Annotated in this window: 19 protein-coding genes and 1 riboswitch; of the genes, 17 read left to right on the top strand and 2 right to left on the bottom strand. The window is 46.0% G+C overall.

The features are described from left to right. Positions 1-2 precede the first annotated feature (2 nt). The 6 genes from CA600_RS13400 to CA600_RS13375 all read left to right on the top strand — a co-directional run bounded on the left by CA600_RS13400 (position 3) and on the right by CA600_RS13375 (position 5,006). Positions 3-935, top strand: coding sequence for a D-alanine--D-alanine ligase (locus CA600_RS13400; protein WP_094870681.1), 933 nt, complete (start codon positions 3-5; stop codon positions 933-935). Then, a complete protein-coding gene (locus CA600_RS13395) occupies positions 928-2,091 on the top strand; it encodes an aminotransferase class I/II-fold pyridoxal phosphate-dependent enzyme (RefSeq protein WP_094870630.1) in 1,164 nt (387 codons plus the stop codon). Before CA600_RS13400 ends, CA600_RS13395 begins: the two co-directional genes overlap by 8 nt. Before the next feature lie 91 nt (positions 2,092-2,182). Then, positions 2,183-3,244 carry a nicotinate-nucleotide--dimethylbenzimidazole phosphoribosyltransferase gene (cobT, locus tag CA600_RS13390; protein WP_094870629.1) on the top strand — a complete coding sequence of 354 codons (1,062 nt, stop codon included), beginning with the start codon at positions 2,183-2,185 and terminating at the stop codon, positions 3,242-3,244. Further along, positions 3,241-3,789 carry a bifunctional adenosylcobinamide kinase/adenosylcobinamide-phosphate guanylyltransferase gene (gene cobU, locus CA600_RS13385; RefSeq protein WP_094870628.1) on the top strand — a complete coding sequence of 183 codons (549 nt, stop codon included), beginning with the start codon at positions 3,241-3,243 and terminating at the stop codon, positions 3,787-3,789. Before cobT ends, cobU begins: the two co-directional genes overlap by 4 nt. Next, the gene (cobS, locus tag CA600_RS13380) at positions 3,786-4,601 is read left to right on the top strand and encodes an adenosylcobinamide-GDP ribazoletransferase (protein ID WP_094870627.1); all 816 of its coding nucleotides are present in this window, start codon (positions 3,786-3,788) and stop codon (positions 4,599-4,601) included. The genes cobU and cobS overlap by 4 nt, the downstream gene beginning before the upstream one ends. Before the next feature lie 78 nt (positions 4,602-4,679). Next, positions 4,680-5,006 carry a YnfA family protein gene (locus tag CA600_RS13375; RefSeq protein ID WP_042185628.1) on the top strand — a complete coding sequence of 109 codons (327 nt, stop codon included), beginning with the start codon at positions 4,680-4,682 and terminating at the stop codon, positions 5,004-5,006. 56 nt (positions 5,007-5,062) lie between these two features. Here CA600_RS13375 and CA600_RS13370 read toward each other — a convergent pair whose 3' ends face one another. Then, positions 5,063-6,751 carry a methyl-accepting chemotaxis protein gene (locus tag CA600_RS13370; RefSeq protein ID WP_094870626.1) on the bottom strand — a complete coding sequence of 563 codons (1,689 nt, stop codon included), beginning with the start codon at positions 6,749-6,751 and terminating at the stop codon, positions 5,063-5,065. A gap of 343 nt (positions 6,752-7,094) precedes the next feature. After that, positions 7,095-7,140: riboswitch (PreQ1 riboswitch) on the top strand. 10 nt (positions 7,141-7,150) lie between these two features. Between CA600_RS13370 and CA600_RS13365 the strand changes: the two genes are divergently transcribed. The 10 genes from CA600_RS13365 (at position 7,151) to CA600_RS13320 (ending at position 15,655) form a co-directional block, all read left to right on the top strand. Continuing rightward, positions 7,151-7,864: a queuosine precursor transporter gene (locus CA600_RS13365; protein WP_094870625.1), complete on the top strand. Its 714-nt coding sequence runs from the start codon at positions 7,151-7,153 to the stop codon at positions 7,862-7,864. 209 nt (positions 7,865-8,073) lie between these two features. Then, positions 8,074-9,555 carry an AMP-binding protein gene (locus CA600_RS13360; RefSeq protein WP_094870624.1) on the top strand — a complete coding sequence of 494 codons (1,482 nt, stop codon included), beginning with the start codon at positions 8,074-8,076 and terminating at the stop codon, positions 9,553-9,555. Further along, complete coding sequence (locus tag CA600_RS13355) at positions 9,552-10,703, top strand: thiolase family protein (protein WP_094870623.1); 1,152 nt, start codon at positions 9,552-9,554, stop codon at positions 10,701-10,703. The genes CA600_RS13360 and CA600_RS13355 overlap by 4 nt, the downstream gene beginning before the upstream one ends. Continuing rightward, positions 10,700-11,104 (top strand): FAS1-like dehydratase domain-containing protein, encoded by a 405-nt coding sequence (locus CA600_RS13350; RefSeq protein WP_094870622.1) that lies wholly within the window; start codon positions 10,700-10,702, stop codon positions 11,102-11,104. The genes CA600_RS13355 and CA600_RS13350 overlap by 4 nt, the downstream gene beginning before the upstream one ends. Then, on the top strand, positions 11,076-11,420 hold the full coding sequence (locus CA600_RS13345) for a MaoC family dehydratase (RefSeq protein ID WP_256989836.1): 345 nt from the start codon (positions 11,076-11,078) through the stop codon (positions 11,418-11,420). Before CA600_RS13350 ends, CA600_RS13345 begins: the two co-directional genes overlap by 29 nt. 2 nt (positions 11,421-11,422) lie before the next feature. Further along, positions 11,423-12,244, top strand: coding sequence for an SDR family NAD(P)-dependent oxidoreductase (locus tag CA600_RS13340; protein ID WP_094870620.1), 822 nt, complete (start codon positions 11,423-11,425; stop codon positions 12,242-12,244). Continuing rightward, on the top strand, positions 12,245-13,045 hold the full coding sequence (locus CA600_RS13335; protein WP_094870619.1) for an energy-coupling factor transporter ATPase: 801 nt from the start codon (positions 12,245-12,247) through the stop codon (positions 13,043-13,045). It begins immediately after the preceding gene. Next, the gene (locus tag CA600_RS13330) at positions 13,030-13,887 is read left to right on the top strand and encodes an ATP-binding cassette domain-containing protein (RefSeq protein WP_094870618.1); all 858 of its coding nucleotides are present in this window, start codon (positions 13,030-13,032) and stop codon (positions 13,885-13,887) included. The genes CA600_RS13335 and CA600_RS13330 overlap by 16 nt, the downstream gene beginning before the upstream one ends. After that, positions 13,880-14,683, top strand: a complete 804-nt coding sequence (locus CA600_RS13325) for an energy-coupling factor transporter transmembrane component T family protein (protein ID WP_094870617.1) — start codon at positions 13,880-13,882, stop codon at positions 14,681-14,683. The genes CA600_RS13330 and CA600_RS13325 overlap by 8 nt, the downstream gene beginning before the upstream one ends. 6 nt (positions 14,684-14,689) lie before the next feature. Further along, a complete protein-coding gene (locus CA600_RS13320) occupies positions 14,690-15,655 on the top strand; it encodes an NAD(P)H-dependent flavin oxidoreductase (RefSeq protein WP_094870680.1) in 966 nt (321 codons plus the stop codon). 54 nt (positions 15,656-15,709) lie between these two features. On the opposite strand, the gene CA600_RS13315 is transcribed toward CA600_RS13320, so the two are convergent. After that, positions 15,710-16,489 (bottom strand): alpha/beta fold hydrolase, encoded by a 780-nt coding sequence (locus tag CA600_RS13315; RefSeq protein WP_094870616.1) that lies wholly within the window; start codon positions 16,487-16,489, stop codon positions 15,710-15,712. A 310-nt stretch (positions 16,490-16,799) separates the two neighbouring features. Here CA600_RS13315 and CA600_RS13310 point away from each other — a divergent pair, with 310 nt between their 5' ends. Next, a complete protein-coding gene (locus CA600_RS13310; protein WP_042189381.1) occupies positions 16,800-17,075 on the top strand; it encodes a hypothetical protein in 276 nt (91 codons plus the stop codon). The last annotated feature ends 198 nt before the right edge of the window (positions 17,076-17,273 follow it).

Raw genomic sequence — 17,273 nt, 5'->3', positions numbered from 1 at the left:
AGATGAAGGTAGGCGTAATTATGGGCGGGGTGTCCTCAGAATATGAGGTATCCATGAATAGCGGTAGAGAGATTTTGAAGAATCTAGATCCCAATAAATATGAAGTTACTCCAATAGAGATCACCAAGCGTGAAGAGCTTATTGAGCAGGCGAAAGGAATCGATATCGCGCTGCTTGCGCTCCACGGAGCTTACGGAGAGGACGGTACGGTTCAGGGGACGCTGGAGACGATGGGGATTCCTTATACGGGTAGTGGCGTTTTGTCTAGCAGCATTTGTATGGATAAAGATCTTTCCAAAAAGCTTATGCGCTGCTCAGGCGTCCATACAGCGGATTGGCTGTGCTGGGATAGTATGAAGGATTATTCTGAAGAAGCCGTAGAGCGGATTGGATATCCTGTTATGGTGAAGCCATGTTCAGGTGGTTCGAGTATCGGTATGGAAAAGGTGAGCTGTAGCGAGGAGCTGTTGAGCGCAGTACAGAAGGCTTTTGCCTGTGATCAGTCAATTCTGATCGAGAGCTATATTCAAGGTCAGGAAATCACTTGTTCTATTCTAAATGGGGAGATGCTGCCCGTTTTGGGAATCACCTCGTCACATGCGGAGTGGTTCGATTACAGCGCGAAATACGATGATGGCGGGGCAGACGAACGGGTCATTGACCTACCAGCTGAGGTGTATGAGCGAGTACGTAATGCAGCCTTAACTTGCTACAAAGCACTAAAATGCAGTGTGTATGCAAGGGTGGATATGCTAATCAAGGATGGTATTCCGTATGTGCTGGAGGTGAATACATTACCGGGCATGACGAAGGCGAGTCTTTTACCAAAAAGCGCGCAAGCGGCAGGCTACACCTTTAGCGGACTGCTGGACGAGATTATTTCCCTTTCCCTAACAGAAAAGAGTCCGAAAGAAGAGGTGCTCAGTCATGCATAATGAATGGATTACTCCGCGTGTACGGGAGATTGCTCCCTCGGGGATTCGGGCTTTTTTTGACCTAAGTACAGGGAATCAGGATATTATATCGCTTGGTGTAGGCGAGCCTGATTTCGTTACACCGGAGCATGTAAGAGCTGCCTGTATTCGTGCTTTGAATAATGGGGAGACGATGTATACACCAAATTCCGGCTTGTTGGAGCTTAGAGAAGAGATCGCCTCTTATCTGCATACAAGCTTCAATCTCCGCTATGAGCCAACTAACGAGATTATGGTTACAGTGGGAAGCAGTGAAGCCGTGGATTTGGCTCTGCGGGCCTTTATTACACCCGGGGATGAGATTATCGTCCCTTCTCCGAGCTATATTGCGTATTCGCCGATTACTCATTTGAACGGTGGGGTTACAGTAGAGGTTGAATCTTCAGCCGAGCAGGGGTTTAAGCTTACTCCTGAAGCGTTGCGGCAGGTAATTACCCCGCGTTCCAAGATTCTTATGGTTAATTTTCCGACTAATCCTACAGGGGCAGTAATGACTTACGAGGATTGGCTGCCCATTGCACAGATTGTAAAAGAGAATAACTTACTTGTCATATCAGATGAAATCTATGCCGAGCTAACCTATGATCGTCAGCATGTCAGCATTGCCGCACTTCCCGGGATGTTGGAACGAACAATTGTTATTAGCGGCTTCTCCAAAGCTTTTGCGATGACTGGCTGGAGAGTAGGTTATGCTTGTGGTGATCAGGAATTAATTGCTGCGATGCTCAAAATCCATCAGTACACTGCGATGTGTGCTCCAATACTAGGTCAAATCGCTGCCATTGAATCACTACGGAACGGTATGGAACATAAGGAACATATGAAACGATGCTTCGATGAGCGAAGAAAGCTGCTGGTTAATGGATTTCGATCTATTGGTTTACCTTGCCACGAGCCGGAGGGTGCATTTTATGTCTTTCCTTCCGTCGCTAATACCGGAATGAAGTCAGAGGATTTCGCTTTGCAGCTGCTCAAGGAGGTTGGTGTTGCTGCGGTCCCGGGCCATGTGTTTGGAGCAGGTGGAGAGGGGCATATTCGCTGCTCCTATGCAGCTTCTCTACAAAAATTGACGGAAGCGTTGGAGAGAATCGAAGGTTTTATGAAAGTGAAGTTGTAATTCAAGTGGTCCCCATCTATCATAGATGGGGGCTTTTCTATGTAGATAAGATAGAATATATAATATGGATATCTTAATTGGAGGTTAAAATATGATTTCAACTATTCAAGAAATAATTAAACGAATCACACCAGCGGATGAACAGTCTTTCCTCAAGGCGGAGCACCGCTTGAACATTCTAACCAAACCACCGGGCAGCCTGGGACAATTGGAGACGCTGGCCGTTAAGCTCGCTGGAATTTCGGGTACGGAGCAGCCTAGTTTCACCAGACGAACGGTAGTTGTGATGGCTGCCGATCACGGTGTATGCTGCGAGGGAGTTAGTGCATTTCCACAGGAAGTCACCATGCAGATGGCCTATAATTTTCTCAGCGGGGGAGCGGCGGTGAATGTACTGGCACGTCAAGCTAGGGCAGAGGTGAAGTTCGTAGATATCGGTGTTAACGGTGATCTTAGTCATGAGGATCTGATTGATCGTAAAGTGCGCCGTGGAACGGATAATATAGCCGTGGGACCTGCGATGAGTCGTGAAGAAGCGATGAGTGCTATGCTTGTAGGAATAAGTATCGCACAAGAAGCGATTGAGAACGGGACGGAGATTTTTATTACAGGTGAAATGGGCATAGGAAATACAACGGCTAGCGCTGCCATTCTGTGTGCTCTAAAAGGAACAGCACCTGAAGAAGCCGTTGGAAGAGGAACGGGAATTGATGATGAACGTTTACTACATAAGATTGCTGTTGTGGAACGCGCTTTAAAGGTGAATCAGCCGAATCCGGCAGATCCGCTGGATGTATTGTCCAAAGTAGGGGGATTGGAAATTGCCGGTTTGACTGGTCTGATTCTTGGCGCAGCCGCTGCTAGGGTACCTGTCATTCTGGATGGTTTTATTTCGGGCGCGGCGGCTCTTGTGGCGAAGGCACTTGCACCAGAATCCATTGCTTATATGATTGGCTCTCATCTATCAGGAGAACAAGGACATAAGCTGATGCTTGAGAAGCTTGGTCTTGAACCGTTGTTTAACCTGGGTCTTCGTTTGGGTGAAGGAACTGGAGGCGTATTGTCCCTTCATTTAATTGAGGCGATATGCCGTATTTTAAGCGAAATGGCCACCTTTGAAAGTGCAGGCATCTCTGGAGCTGGAAAACAATGAGTATTCTTGTAACGGGAGGCGCGCGTAGCGGGAAAAGTGGTTTTGCAGAAAAATTGATGTCGTCACTGGCAGATCAGGCCTTCTATGTTGCAACCGGACAAGCGTTTGATGATGAAATGAATGAACGGATTGCACTGCATCAGCAACAGCGCTCGCAAAGCGGATATGCTTGGGAGACGTTAGAGGAGCCTTATGATTTGCCAGATCTTCTTAAGCGTTTTTCTGGTGAAAAGGCGGTTCTCGTAGATTGTCTAACGTTGTGGTTATCGAATGTACTGCTAGCCATGGAAGGATTTACGGATAGGCAAGAGTTGATAGAGAGCGAGATTACAAGACTTGAAGACAGTGTACGCACATTTCAAGGAAACCTCATTTTGGTCACTAATGAGGTTGGAGACGGTATTGTTCCGGAGTATGCGCTTGGCCGATTGTACCGTGATCTGGCAGGACGTATGAACGCGCTGCTTGCTCGGCAATGCGAGCAGGTTTTTTTAGTGACTGCTGGCATTCCAATTGAACTCAAGAGCAGGGAGTATCGTTTATGAGGGAGCGCAGGGATGCTGCCGCGGCTGCCTTTCAGTTTTTGTCCCGGTTTCCTATAAAGAGTGATCCCGGATTTTCTCCTGAGCTGCTGCGCCGAAGTGTGTTGTTCTATCCCGTGGTGGGTGCAGCTATCGGACTTTGCGTAGCTGCTGGGGCAGCTTTGACGGGATTGATTTTACCAGCTTGGCCAGCCGCTGTCATTACCCTCATTCTATGGGTAGGACTCACCGGAGGTCTGCACCTCGATGGTTGGATGGACAGTGCGGATGGTCTGCTAAGCTACCGACCGAGGGAACGGATCCTGGAGATTATGAAGGATAGCCGTGTGGGTGCGATGGGTGTGCTCGCCTGCGTGCTGCTCTTGCTGTTAAAGGCTTCATTAGTGGCAGTATTAATCGAAGGCTACGCCTATTACGAGCTGCCACTGCTCTTGCTGCCAGCGATCTGGAGCCGCTGGTATATGGTGCGGGCAATGGTGCATTATCCCATTGCCCGCGGGAACGAGGGGCTGGCCGCGGGCTTCGCCGGCCTCGCTCCCTCGCATGAGCGGCGCGCGCTGGCGATAGCCGCGCTGCTCTCGCTAGCCGCAGCCGCTGCGCCTCTGGCGCTCGGCGCTGGCTTAGCCGCGTGGCCGCTGCATCTGGCGGCAGCGTTCCTGCTGCCGGCAGCGGCCTTGGCCAGCGGCACCGTGGCTGCGCGGCGGATTAGCAGCCGGCTCGGCGGGCTCACCGGCGATGTGTACGGCGCGCTGAATGAGCTGCTAGAGGCGGTGCTGCTACTAGTGTTAGTGTTGCTTCAGCACAATTTCATGTGACTGGCTCCTATGATGACGTTGTATCATATTTCGCCAATCATTTTGATTTTTTAGAGTTCAATAGGAAAGAGGGATGACATGGTTGCTGCCATTCTACTATTTGTAATTGCCGGCCTTGCTGAGATCGGAGGCGGGTACTTAGTATGGTTATGGCTAAGAGAATCAAGACCTCTATGGTACGGTTTGGTAGGTTCTTTGATTCTGATAAGCTATGGTATTATTCCTACGTTGCAGAAGTTTCCATCCTTCGGTAGAGTGTATGCAGCTTACGGCGGGGTATTTATCGTGCTCGCTGTGTTGTGGGGCTGGCTAGTAGACAAGAAAACACCCGATGTATATGACTGGGTTGGTGCTGTTATTTGTGTGATCGGCGTTTCGGTCATTCTTTGGGCGCCGAGACACTAACAAAACCCCCCGTTCAACACTTTCGTGTGAACGGGGGGGTTATATAAGCCTAAGCTTTAGATCTTAAATTGTTGCACAGCTTCCTGAAGCTTCTTAGCCTGCTCATATAGATGCTGCACGGTTACTGCATGTCCTTCAAGCTCTATACGTTGACGCTCCGAGTTCTCGGATAGTGTGTCCGCATTTTCTTGGGATCTTGAAGTAATTTGTGCGGTTTCCTCAACGGAAGCACTAACTTCTTCTGTACTTGCTGAGATTTGCTGCGTCGCCGCAGATACAGATTGAATATTCTGATTGATGCTTTGGATCAGAATCAGAAGGTGATTGAAGGCGTCGCCAGCTTCTGCCACCTTGCCTACCCCGGAGGCTACTTCAGAATTCACATGGTTCATCTCAGTAACGGAGCGATTCATATCTTCCTGAAGTCCGAGTAGGAAATCACGAATCTGCTCATTCGCATTGCGGGATTGTTCGGAAAGCTTGCGTACTTCTCCGGCAACAACGGCAAAGCCGCGTCCATGTTCTCCTGCACGTGCTGCTTCGATCGAAGCATTGAGCGACAGCATTTGGATTTGCTTCGTAATTTCAGTAATACTATGAACGACTTCTCCGATCATTACTGAACGTTCGTTCATAACTTGTAATTGCTCCAGCGACTGCAGGGAGGCGCGTTCAACATGGCGCATTTGCAGAACAGCGCTTTGGGCAATCTCATTACCGCCAATCGCTTCAGCGGAAGCTTCACTAATTTGCTCAGTGACTTCGGTGGCTGCTGAAGCAATATGCTGAATGCCGAAATTGATTTCTTCCATAGCTTTTGAATTATCTAGAGCGCTGCTCGCGATGGTTGTACTACCTCTTCCAATTTCTACAACAGAAGTACTAGAGTGGTCTGCCATTTCATTTAAGACCTCAACACGTTCTCTTAAAGAATTGGAATCGGTGACCACGGTGTTTGAGGTGACGAGTACATGTCCGATCATTTCTTTTAGGCGTAGGGTCATCGCTTGGAAGCTTCTGGATAGCTGAGCTACCTCATCACTGCCTTGAACCGTTAATTCCTCTGTGAAATCTCCCTCTGCGAGACGGGCACTGTAAGCTGCAAGCTTTGAGATAGGACGGGTAATCCGCATGCTCATAAACCAGGCGCCAGTTGACCCTATGATCAGCGTTAGCAGAGTGATCCCCGCGCTGGTCCACAGGATACTGTCTGTTTTTTCTTGAATAAAGCTTACATCACTGCTGATTCCGATAACCATCGTACTTCCGGGAATTCCGATATAAGCTGACTTATGTACACCATGCGAGTCCTTGTATGTATCGCTTAGTCCACTCTTTCCTTTAAGGGCTTGCTGCATTGCAGAGGATACCTTAACAATTTCCTCGGGCTTTAATTTTGCATCATGATCTACGGACAGAACCTCAGCTTCCTTGCCTTTTAGATTGAGTAGAAAAATAGTCTCAACCCCATGCTGCTTTCTCTTATCCTGAAAATAGAATTCAAGATTGGTGGCTGCTTGTTCGTTCTTCTTTAGTGCTTGCTGAGCATGCATTGTATTTATGTTCTTATATACGTCCTGAGCAGCTGCAGTTAGAATTTGATTGATTTGTGGCATGACATAGCTGTTAAAAATACTGGTGGATATAAAGTAGAAGCTGGTACTTAACAAAAGAGACGTGAGTAATAGAACTACAAATAATAAACGCGTAAATCTGCGACTGATCGACTGCTTGAAACGAAACATATTGTTCTCCCCCTTTTTATGGGCAGTGAAGCCCCATTTCTTTATATCCCTACCGACTGCTAGTGACTGGCAACCTGCAATATATTCCATAGTTATGTAATATATCAACTAAATGGATCGGGAATGAAGTGTTTGATACTATTCTATAGAATTAACCTCTGGATGAATAGTGAAAGTTTTAGTTTATAGAGCATATTTTTCTGAAAAAGATGAATTATTACTGACACTTTTATTTTTAGTTAATAAAAATGGGTATAAATACCCATTTCATAAATTGTTTATTTTTATGGATTGTTTGACGACAGTGTGATAGAGTATTAATGTTTTGTTCCAAAACTTAATGTAAGCCGCGGTTCGTAACCATCCCGCGTAAACAAAACTAGGAGGAGCTTAAGTAATATGTTTAATTTGTTGTGGGGAGTTTTATTTGTTATTGTCAATTTTGCTTTTTTTCTGCTCTGTTACCGCCTGTTCGGCAAAAGTGGAATGTATGCCTGGGTAGGTATCGCTACTGTAATTGCTAATATTCAGGTAGCTAAGACGATTGCTATGCCATTTGATATCGTGATGACACTCGGAAATACGATGTATGTCACTTTGTATATGACCAGCGATTTGCTTAATGAGAAGTATGGAAGAGCAGAAGCACGAAAAGCGGTTTGGTTTGGTTTCTTCACCTTGCTTATGACGACAGTCATTATGCAGATGGTACTAGTATTTAAGCCACAAGAGACCGATATTGCTCAGTCTTCTTTGGAGACGATTTTTGGGCTGATGCCTCGACTAGCGTTGGGTAGTTTAACTGCTTATTTCATTAGTCAGTTCCTAGATGTTCGGTTGTATTCCTGGATTCGCAAATATTACAGCACCTCAAGTCAGCTGTGGATCCGTTCGAACGGTAGTACGATGGTTAGCTCTTTTGTGGATACACTAATCTTCTGCACCATTGCATTTGCTGGGTTGTATAACTGGAGTGTGTGGTTTGAAATTTTGCTTACAACGTATCTGGCGAAATTCTTACTAACCGCAGTCGGCACACCTATCTTATATATCGCCCGAACTTTTACTTTTGCTGAAGATGGGGCATTATCATCCGCTCAAAAGAAAAATTAAACACAATACAGCCAGCGCGTACCGATCATAATCGATGCGCGCTGTTTGATTTTTCCAGTCGTAAGAGGCTTAATCGTTCCATATAAATATGTACATAAAATTAATATAAAGCTAAAATAAGCTATCGTAGCCATTCCAATTGTATCCCATGCAATTCGGAAGTGTACATAATCGGTAGACACAGAAATTACGAACAGGTGTGATGAAGGATGAATCTAGTAGTTCCTATACTGCGTCATGCAGCACAGCAGCCCGACAGTATTGCCTTAACCCATAACCAAGCGGGTCATACTTATGCAACATTAGTACAAGCGATGCGGAGAATTGCGAATGGTCTACAGCAAAAGGGTCTGAGACATGACAAAATCGCTATTTTATCTACGAATCGCATTGAATTTGTTGAGGTTTTCTTGGGGGCTATTTATGCAGGCTGTGTTCCCATCCCTTTAGATCCCAAGTGGAGTGCAAACGAACTGCAGGTTATTATAGAGCAGTGCCAGCCGACAATGATTTTTGCCGAGCCGGAAGCTGCAAAGAATTTGGTCTTCAGGGAGCAAGCGATCCCAACAATGATTTTTACAAAAGATCGGACAGGCTCCTATGATCAGTGGCTGGATGCGCTGAAGCCAGAAGCTGAATTGGATGAGACGAATGAATTATTATTTATCGGCTTCACTTCAGGCACAACTGGACTGCCCAAAGGATATATGCGTACCCATTTATCGTGGTTAAAGAGCTTTGAGGTATCGAGTGCTGCCTTTAAATTGGACGCTATGAAGGATGTTTTAGCACCGGGTCCGTTTGTGCATTCGCTGTCCTTGTTCGCTGTAATGCAGAGTCTGTATGGCGGAGCAAACTTTCATATTACGCAAAAATTTAGCGCCACACAGGTGTTAGAGCTGTGCAAGCAGATTCCGGGTGTGGTGTTGTTTGTTGTACCGACAATGCTTGAATCCATGATGCGGCAGGCTGTTCCTGGGCAGACGCAGATTGATGCGATTATTAGCTCAGGTGCAAAGTGGTCGGAGTTGTCCAAAAAAAGGGGCATAGAAGTGTTCGCTGGAGCGCGTCTCTATGAATCCTATGGTTCCTCAGAAGCGAGTTATATTAGTTATTTGGATGTTCTGGAAGAGCATAATCCGAGCTCTGTAGGCAAGCCCTATCCCGGAGTACAAATTTCCATTCGTGATGAAGAGTTCCGTGAAGTCCCTGCGGGGGAGATTGGGCAGTTATATGTACGAAGTGATATGATATTTCTAGGCTATCATCAATTGCCGAACGAGACTGCAGCAGCTTTTCGAGACGGATGGCTTATTTTGGAAGATAATGTTTATCAGGATGAAGCGGGGTACTTATATCTGGCAGGTCGTTTGAAAAATAGAATTATCACCGGTGGGCTGAACGTTTATCCAGAGGAAATAGAGCGAGTGTTAGAGCATCTTCCTGAAATAGAAGAAGTAATGGTGCTCGGCGTCCCTGACGATTATTGGGGAGAACAGTTGGCCGTGCTCGTGAAATGGAATGGTGAAAAGCACTTATCTATAGACGAAATAAAGAATTATTGTCGCCAGTATTTAGCAAGCTACAAATCGCCGAAGCAGCTGCTGACAGTTGAAGAGTTTATTTATACAAGCAGTGGCAAAATTGCCCGGCAAGCGATGAAAGACTATGTGAAAAGAGCGATGGTATGATAGAAGCAGTAATTGTTATGGCAAAACGTACACCGATTGGCAGGATGGGCGGCTTATTAAGTACATTTGAGCCGGAAGCATTACTGGCGCCGCTTATTCAGCATATTGTGGCAGAGACGAGCCTAGCTAAAGAGATGATCGATGATGTCATTATTGGAAATGTGGTCGGTCCGGGTGGAAATATTGCCCGGGTCGCTGCGCTTGAAGCTGGGCTTCCTGTTTCGGTTCCGGGCGTTACTGTGGATCGGCAGTGCGGTTCTGGGCTAGAGGCTATTAATATAGCAGCAAGGCTTATTCAAAGCGGTGCAGGTGAGATTTATTTAGCTGGCGGCGTTGAGAGCACGAGTCGTGCCCCTTGGAAAATGAATAAGCCCCAAACCTTGATGGGGGTTCCACAGCTATATACCCGTGCTCATTTTACACCAAGCGCTTACGGTGATCCGGATATGGGGATTGCTGCGGAAAATGTAGCGCGGAAGTACGGGATTTCACGAGAAGAGCAGGATCAATATGCCTTAAAAAGCCACCAAAAGGCTGTTCATGCTCAGCAAAGCGGCCGGTTTCAGCAGGAGATTGTACCTCTTCTGGTTGAGGGGGAGTGGGTGAACACCGACGAATGTCCAAGGGCCAATACGAGCTTGGATAAGCTGCGAATGCTCCCTTCAATTTTTGAAGAAAAAGGCACTGTCACCGCTGGAAATGCCTGTCCAATTAATGATGGTGCGGCGCTTGTATTAATGATGTCCCGTGAGAAATGTAGGGAACTCAAGCTTAAACCGATTCTGCGTATCGTGGATGCGCAAGCGGCAGGTGTAGATCCGAATTATTTAGGTATGGGGCCCGTTCCAGCTGTACAAAAGGTATTACATCGTCAACAGCTGACCATAGCCGATTTAGATATCGTAGAGTTTAATGAAGCCTTTGCTTCGCAAGTTCTTGCCTCACTGAATGAGCTTCAGATCCCACAGGAAAAGGTCAATCGTGGAGGAGGCGCATTAGCTATCGGTCATCCATATGGGGCGTCCGGAGCTATTTTAATGACTCGCTTATGTGCTGAAATGCAGCGTACGGCTTATAAAAGGGGACTTGCCACTTTGGGCATTGGCGGAGGTATCGGTTTGGCTACTCTTGTGGAGGCGGTAGAATGAACAGCATTCATCATCAGATTTATGTGACTGCGGAGTGGATATCGGATTATGCACATAGTATTGAGGCACCCGTGCAGACGTATAAGGGCAATCTGATTGCTCCTTCTACGATGCCTATTATTTTTTGGCAGGCCTTCGATATTCCTTGGCTTAGCAAGGGAGAGCCTTTGCTTCACGGTACTCAGAAATTCTCATATCAAGCTCCGATTACGGCAGGGATGACGTTAGATTGTGAATTAGCATTAACGAGCAAGGTGCAAAAAGATGGCCGGCAGGGCCAACTGACCTTTTACACACATACGCTGGTTTGTAAATGTGAAGGCGAGCTTATAGTCACCGCAGAAACGGTGTTAATTCGGGTAGGTGATAATCATGATGATGAGAAAATGCATAACGGCTGAGGCCATCCGGCAATATGCAGCAGCTTCCCAAGATCTGGCCGCTATTCATCTAGATGAGGATGCTGCAGCTGAGGCTGGATTTAAGCGGCCCATTGCGCAGGGGATGTATCTAATGGGATTAGCCCAATCCTTATATATCGAGGAGCATCAGGCACAGTGGATCACTCAATATGATATGAAATTTCATAAGCCTATAGAGGTCGATAATGTCGTGATGTTTGATTATGCAGATGATGATGCTCTTGTGAAAGTGACCCTTACAACAGAAGCTGGCGATGTTATTGCTACGGGAGCTTTTTCAGTGAAAGAGGTGTAGTGATGAATAAAGTAGCCTTAATTACTGGAGCAACCAGAGGGATCGGGCGTAGTATTGCCGTGCAGCTCGGCAAGTCCGGTTATATAGTGGTTGTAAATGGTACAAAACAAATCTTAATCGATGAGGTTGTCCACGAGATTCGTCAGGCGGGTGGTGAGGCGTCAGGATACTCTGCTAATGTATCAGATCCAGTTGCGGTCACTGCAATGGTGGATGAGGTTATTATACGATATGGCCGTATTGAGGTATTGATAGCTAACGCTGGGAATTTGCAGGATCAGAAATGTCTATGGATGACGGATGAAGAGTGGAAGGCTGTGCTGGATGTGCATCTAAATGGCACCTACTACAGCATTCAACGCGTACTCCCATATATGCGCCAGACAGGTGGCGATATCCTGTTGATGACCTCTACGGCTGGACTAACAGGTTCTGTGGGTCAGGTGAATTATAGTGCAGCCAAAGCTGGAATACTCGGAATGATGTGGACGCTCGCAGCGGAGCTGAAATGTGATGGAATTAGGGTCAATGCGATTTCACCAGCCGCGTTAACGGATATGACCAGACCTGTCATTGATCACTTGAAAGTGAAACATGCCAGCCGTAATGAACCGTTCCCGGAGTTCTGGCGAATAGGTGCTCCAGAGGATATTGCTTCTTTCGTAAATGCATTATTGAGCGAGAACGATGCGGATTTAACCGGTGAAATCTTTGCTGTGAATGGATCAAAAGTGACGAAATGGGAGAAGCCTGCACCTGCATTTTCTGAGAACAGCATCGGGGCATTTTTCGCTACGTGGCACCGTCAAAAGGGGAGTGAATAAATGCTTACCTTCGATCAAGTTCATTTTTATTATAAAAGGGATCAGCCTGTCCTAGAAGATATCAGCTTTACGATAAATGCAGGTGAGTTTGTGGCGATTGTTGGCGCGAATGGCTCTGGCAAATCCACCATTGCAAAGCTCATGGACGGACTGCTGCTGCCGCGAAAAGGGGCTGTACAGTTTAAGGGCCTAGACACCACAAAGCCAGCTGATCTTGCAGATATTCATCAGCAAATTGGCTTTGTTTTTCAGAATCCAGAGGATCAATTTATCACCACAACCGTTATGGATGAGGTGCTTTTTGGTTTGGAGAACGTTCGTGTGCCAAGGGAGAAAATGCGTAGTCGATTGGAGCATGCCTTGCAGGCTGTTCATATGGAGGATTACCTGGACGCGATGCCACATCAGCTCTCTGGAGGTCAGAAGCAACGTGTCGCTATTGCGGCTATATTGGCGATGCGTCCGCAAGTCATTATTTTCGACGAAGCCACCTCTATGCTTGATCCTCAGGGAAGGCAGCAGGTGCTTGCTATTATGCAAGAGCTGCATCGTCAAGGTCTGACCATTATTCAGATCACTCACCATATGGAGGAAGTGCTTTCAGCAGAACGATTATTACTCCTGCATCAAGGGCGACTTGAGTATGATGGTGCTCCACTGGCCTTTTTTGAAATGATGCCTGTTGCGGACTATCAATTACAACTACCCTTTGCCGTGCGCGTACATGCATTGCTACATTCAGCAGCGCCGCCAACAGCAGATTGGAAGGGGAACATTCGATCACAATGGTCTACCAATTAGATAATTTAAGTGTAAACTATGCTGATCATATGGCTTTGCACAATATAAGCTGCACCATAAATGCGGGCAAATGGATTTCGATTATCGGTCCCACGGGTGCAGGAAAGTCTACCTTTGTCAAAGTGCTGAAGGGCTTGATTCCCACTGTAAAAGGAGACTACTCAATTGATCAGCAGCCTGCTCCGAGAGATGCCAAAGGACAATTAAAGGTGGTCCCGGAGCTGGGCTTCGTGTTTCAATATCCAGAGCATCAGCTATTCGAAACCACGGTGCAAAAGGAGCTTGCTTTTGCTCTGAATCTGCAGGGTGCTTCACGCCAGCAAATCACGGAGGCGATTGAAAGGATTTTACCGCAAGTGGGTCTGTCAGAGGGCATTCTCCCGTTAAATCCATTCCAATTAAGCGGTGGAGAAAAGCGCCGTGTGGCCATTGCCTCCGTGCTGATGACGAATCCGAAGCTGCTAATTTTGGATGAACCGACAGCGGGGCTAGATCCAGCTAGCCAAGTATCTTTGCTGAAGCTACTGAAGACTTGGCAGCAACAAAATCAGCGCACCATTCTCTTCGTTTCGCATCAGATGGAGGATGTTGCTGAGTACTCGGATGAGGTTTTGGTTTTCCATAAAGGTCAGCTAGAAGGACATTTTGACCCCAGAACACTATTTATGGAAAAGGAAGAATTATTGGTGGAGCTGGGCTTGTCCATGCCTGAACCCGTACAGCTTTTGAAGCTAGTAGAGGAATTATCCGGTCAAAAAATTGAGATTGCTAGCTGTAAAGAGCAGGATATTTTCGATGCTGTTCTGCCCATTTGGCATTCGAGGGGGCGTCAACATGGCTGATTCCGTAATTGTGGGTCAATATGTGGAGACGCATTCGATTTTCCATCGTTTAGATCCTCGTACAAAACTTGTTAGTATCGTGATTCTCATGCTTAGCTTTCTGATGCTTGGAACATGGCTTAGCTATGCAGTTGCAACCGTTTTTGTATTCGGAATTTTGCTGCTGTCGAAGGTTCCTATTCATTTCTTCTGGCGAGGGCTGCGGCCGTTATTATTTGTTTTGCTGTTTACCCTTCTGTATAATGCTGTGTTCACCAAAGGATCGATCCTCTGGTCTTGGTCCTTTATTGAGGTAAGTGAAGAGGGACTGCGAACAGGATTACGTTTTGTTTGGCGTATTATATTGCTCATCTTATTAGCCTCAGTATTAACGTTAACGACTAAACCGCTAGACTTAGCATATGGTCTTGAAAAGCTACTTGCACCCCTATCCAAAATGGGGGTACCCGTAGAACAATTCTCCTTAATGATAGTGATTGCGATCCGGTTTATTCCTACCATTAAGGAGGAACTTGATCGTATTCTGCTCGCACAAAAGGCTAGGGGGTATGATCTTACAGCATTATCACTGCCTAAACGGATATTTGCTTATGTCCCGATTATTATTCCTTTGCTCTTCACGACGATTCAACGTGCTGAACAGCTAAGCTATGCGATTGATGCGCGTGCTTATGGAAATGGTAAAGGAAGAACTTCTTATAGGGTATTACAATTTCAGCAAATGGATTATCTGGCAGGGGGAATTGCTCTTTTATTTGCTGTGATTCTGCTGTGGTTAAAGATAGGAAAGGTGTAGATGAATATGAAATGGAATACCCGTATTACGGAGTTATTGCAGATAGAGTATCCTATTATTCAAGGCGGGCTTGCTTATTTAGGTTATGCAGACCTTGCAGCTGCCGTTTCGAATGCCGGTGGATTGGGTCAGGTTACAGCGATGAGTCTTCCGAGCGCAGAGGCTTTACGTTCAGAAATAGAACGGGTTCGTACTTTGACCGACAATCCATTTGGCGTTAATTTTGCCATCGGTGTGCATGGTATCGGTTATGAAGATCGGGTGCAGGTCGCCATCGACGAGAAGGTTCCCGTGGTGAGTCTCACTGGTGGGAATCCGGCCCCTATACTGGAAATGCTACAGCACACTGATATTAAAACGCTCGTGCTCGTCTCTTCACGCAGACAAGCCCAAAAAGCTGAACAATTAGGTGCTTCTGCGGTTATTGTTGTTGGGCAGGAGGGAGGAGGCCACTTGGGGCGTGATGATGTAGGGACTATGGTACTCGTTCCTCAAGTAGTGGATGCGGTTGATATTCCTGTGATTGCTTCAGGCGGGATCGGGGATGGCCGCGGATGGATGGCGGCCCATGCACTGGGGGCTGAGGGAATTGAAATGGGTACACGATTCGTTGCTACGGTTGAATGTGTTCATGCAGCTGCTTCTTATAAAAAAGCCCTAGTAGAAAGCTCAGAGTCAGATACAGTCGTAATCAAACGCTCTATTGGAGCACCCGCGCGAGTGCTGCGTAGTGAGTACATAGATAAGATTCTCGACATTGAGCGTGTGACTCCGACCTATGAAGCCTTAAAAGAATATATTAGCGGTGCAGCCAACAAGCGCTGGATTTATGATGATGTCAAAGAAGAGGGCATTGGCTGGGCAGGCCAAGTGACAGGGATGATCCATGATATCCCTACAGTCTCGGAACTGATGGGCAGGATGGTCAAAGAGGCAGAGTCGATTCGCGGGATGTGGGGAACACAGGCGTGAGGATGCTTATCGGACTAAATTTATGGGGAGCGATGGTGTGGCTAATCCGAGGCGTTATGCAAAAGAAGATAATAATTGGTTGAATCTATCACGCTCCTCCAAAAAAGGGCAATGGCCGCTGTATTGGAATGGAACTAATTGCGAATTTTTAATCAGCTTATTTGTTTCCTGAGCTTGGGTAAACGGAACGACTTTATCATGAATTCCATGAATAATTAATGTGGGCACATCGATCTGTCCAAGATCGTTGTAAACATTTTCGTCTCTTAGCGTGACCATAATGGCGGAAGTCGACCAATTCGCAGCTTGTAAACCCATTAGAAAGAACCATTCGGATTTCGCTTCAGAAATGTACTGAAAGAAAAAAATTCCCGTTTGGTCTTGCAGCATTTTCGGACGGTCATTGTTTGTCTCTTCGATGATTTTATTCGTAAATTCTTTTGGAACACTTGATGGAGACGCAGCGTCGATCAGGACGAGTTTTGATACCCCGTACCCTTTATAACGAGCCATATAACGAATTGAGATCGCTCCTCCGGTAGAGTGTCCTGCAAGTGTTATGTTTTTTAGCTGTAACGCTTCGATGACTATACGAAGATCATCTGCTAATCTATCGAAACCGTAACCATCGAATGGTTTATCCGAATTGCCGTATCCTCTCCAGTCTATTCCGATACAACGATATCCGAGCTTCGGAAGGAAATTGAACTGATATTCGAACTGGTTATGGTTTAGCGGCCATCCATGAATAAAAAGTATCGTTTTATTTCCCTTCGGATTGATGTCCTCTATAAATACTTTTACGCCCGGTTCCACAGTAACGAAGTATCCCAAGTGTATCACCTCATTTTTTTTAATGTATTTCCCCGTTAAGATATTCGCCCTAGGCAAGGTTAATGCCTAATTTCGGCGTCAAATTGGGTTAAGATAGTACGTAGAGATTTCTGAGGAATAGCTTGAGTGAAACAATTTCTTCAGATCATTGAGCTCAAGGGGTACGTTAGTGGAAAAACGGTTGCTTAGGCAGCCGTTTTTTTTATTTTTTCAACTAAAGGGCAGGTTAGTTCAATAGGACACGACATAAATTTGTTTAACCAGACATCTTCATTTAGAATAAAAGAAGAGATAAAAGGGAGTGTCGCAAATGGAATACCTATCAATTACGATATCACTTGTGTCCTTAGTTGTATGTTTAACTGTGTATAACAAAGTAAGTGCCATGGAAGCTCGTATCAAAACAATGCAGGTAAACGTTGACCAAATTGCCAAGTCTGAAGGTCTGCCCCCACATCTTGTTCAAAATGAGGTTCTCCAGCTCGTACGTAACGGCAAGGAAGTAGCAGCTGTTAAAAAAGCGAGAGAAGTGCTTGGTTTGTCACTATTAGAAGCGAAGCAATATGTGGATGCCCTAAAGGAATAGCTGCAACAATGCGTCCATTCAAATAATAGCCCAAAAAAGACTGTCGACAAGTCCATTCGATAGTTTTTTTTATGATATATTATCAAAAATTAAACAGGAGTATTAATATTGCTGTCGATGGTACCTTTGCGGTAATGGCTTTAAGCTATACCAGCTAATAGCTTGTCAAGATTACCAGTAAAATGAACTTAAGTCATG

It is taken from the genome of Paenibacillus sp. VTT E-133280 (assembly GCF_002264385.1).
In the GTDB taxonomy this organism is placed as follows: Bacteria; Bacillota; Bacilli; order Paenibacillales; family Paenibacillaceae; genus Paenibacillus_AQ; species Paenibacillus_AQ nitricinens.
This window is presented reverse-complemented; position numbering and strand designations above follow the sequence as displayed.

What these genes read in the sequence shown, in the direction of transcription:
- CA600_RS13400 (WP_094870681.1), top strand. Translation starts at nt 3, where the DNA reads ATGAAGGTAGGCGTAATTATGGGCGGGGTGTCCTCAGAATATGAGGTA.
- CA600_RS13395 (WP_094870630.1), top strand. Translation starts at nt 928, where the DNA reads ATGCATAATGAATGGATTACTCCGCGTGTACGGGAGATTGCTCCCTCG.
- cobT (WP_094870629.1), top strand. Translation starts at nt 2,183, where the DNA reads ATGATTTCAACTATTCAAGAAATAATTAAACGAATCACACCAGCGGAT.
- cobU (WP_094870628.1), top strand. Translation starts at nt 3,241, where the DNA reads ATGAGTATTCTTGTAACGGGAGGCGCGCGTAGCGGGAAAAGTGGTTTT.
- cobS (WP_094870627.1), top strand. Translation starts at nt 3,786, where the DNA reads ATGAGGGAGCGCAGGGATGCTGCCGCGGCTGCCTTTCAGTTTTTGTCC.
- CA600_RS13375 (WP_042185628.1), top strand. Translation starts at nt 4,680, where the DNA reads ATGGTTGCTGCCATTCTACTATTTGTAATTGCCGGCCTTGCTGAGATC.
- CA600_RS13370 (WP_094870626.1), bottom strand. Translation starts at nt 6,751, where the DNA reads ATGTTTCGTTTCAAGCAGTCGATCAGTCGCAGATTTACGCGTTTATTA.
- CA600_RS13365 (WP_094870625.1), top strand. Translation starts at nt 7,151, where the DNA reads ATGTTTAATTTGTTGTGGGGAGTTTTATTTGTTATTGTCAATTTTGCT.
- CA600_RS13360 (WP_094870624.1), top strand. Translation starts at nt 8,074, where the DNA reads ATGAATCTAGTAGTTCCTATACTGCGTCATGCAGCACAGCAGCCCGAC.
- CA600_RS13355 (WP_094870623.1), top strand. Translation starts at nt 9,552, where the DNA reads ATGATAGAAGCAGTAATTGTTATGGCAAAACGTACACCGATTGGCAGG.
- CA600_RS13350 (WP_094870622.1), top strand. Translation starts at nt 10,700, where the DNA reads ATGAACAGCATTCATCATCAGATTTATGTGACTGCGGAGTGGATATCG.
- CA600_RS13345 (WP_256989836.1), top strand. Translation starts at nt 11,076, where the DNA reads ATGATGATGAGAAAATGCATAACGGCTGAGGCCATCCGGCAATATGCA.
- CA600_RS13340 (WP_094870620.1), top strand. Translation starts at nt 11,423, where the DNA reads ATGAATAAAGTAGCCTTAATTACTGGAGCAACCAGAGGGATCGGGCGT.
- CA600_RS13335 (WP_094870619.1), top strand. Translation starts at nt 12,245, where the DNA reads ATGCTTACCTTCGATCAAGTTCATTTTTATTATAAAAGGGATCAGCCT.
- CA600_RS13330 (WP_094870618.1), top strand. Translation starts at nt 13,030, where the DNA reads ATGGTCTACCAATTAGATAATTTAAGTGTAAACTATGCTGATCATATG.
- CA600_RS13325 (WP_094870617.1), top strand. Translation starts at nt 13,880, where the DNA reads ATGGCTGATTCCGTAATTGTGGGTCAATATGTGGAGACGCATTCGATT.
- CA600_RS13320 (WP_094870680.1), top strand. Translation starts at nt 14,690, where the DNA reads ATGAAATGGAATACCCGTATTACGGAGTTATTGCAGATAGAGTATCCT.
- CA600_RS13310 (WP_042189381.1), top strand. Translation starts at nt 16,800, where the DNA reads ATGGAATACCTATCAATTACGATATCACTTGTGTCCTTAGTTGTATGT.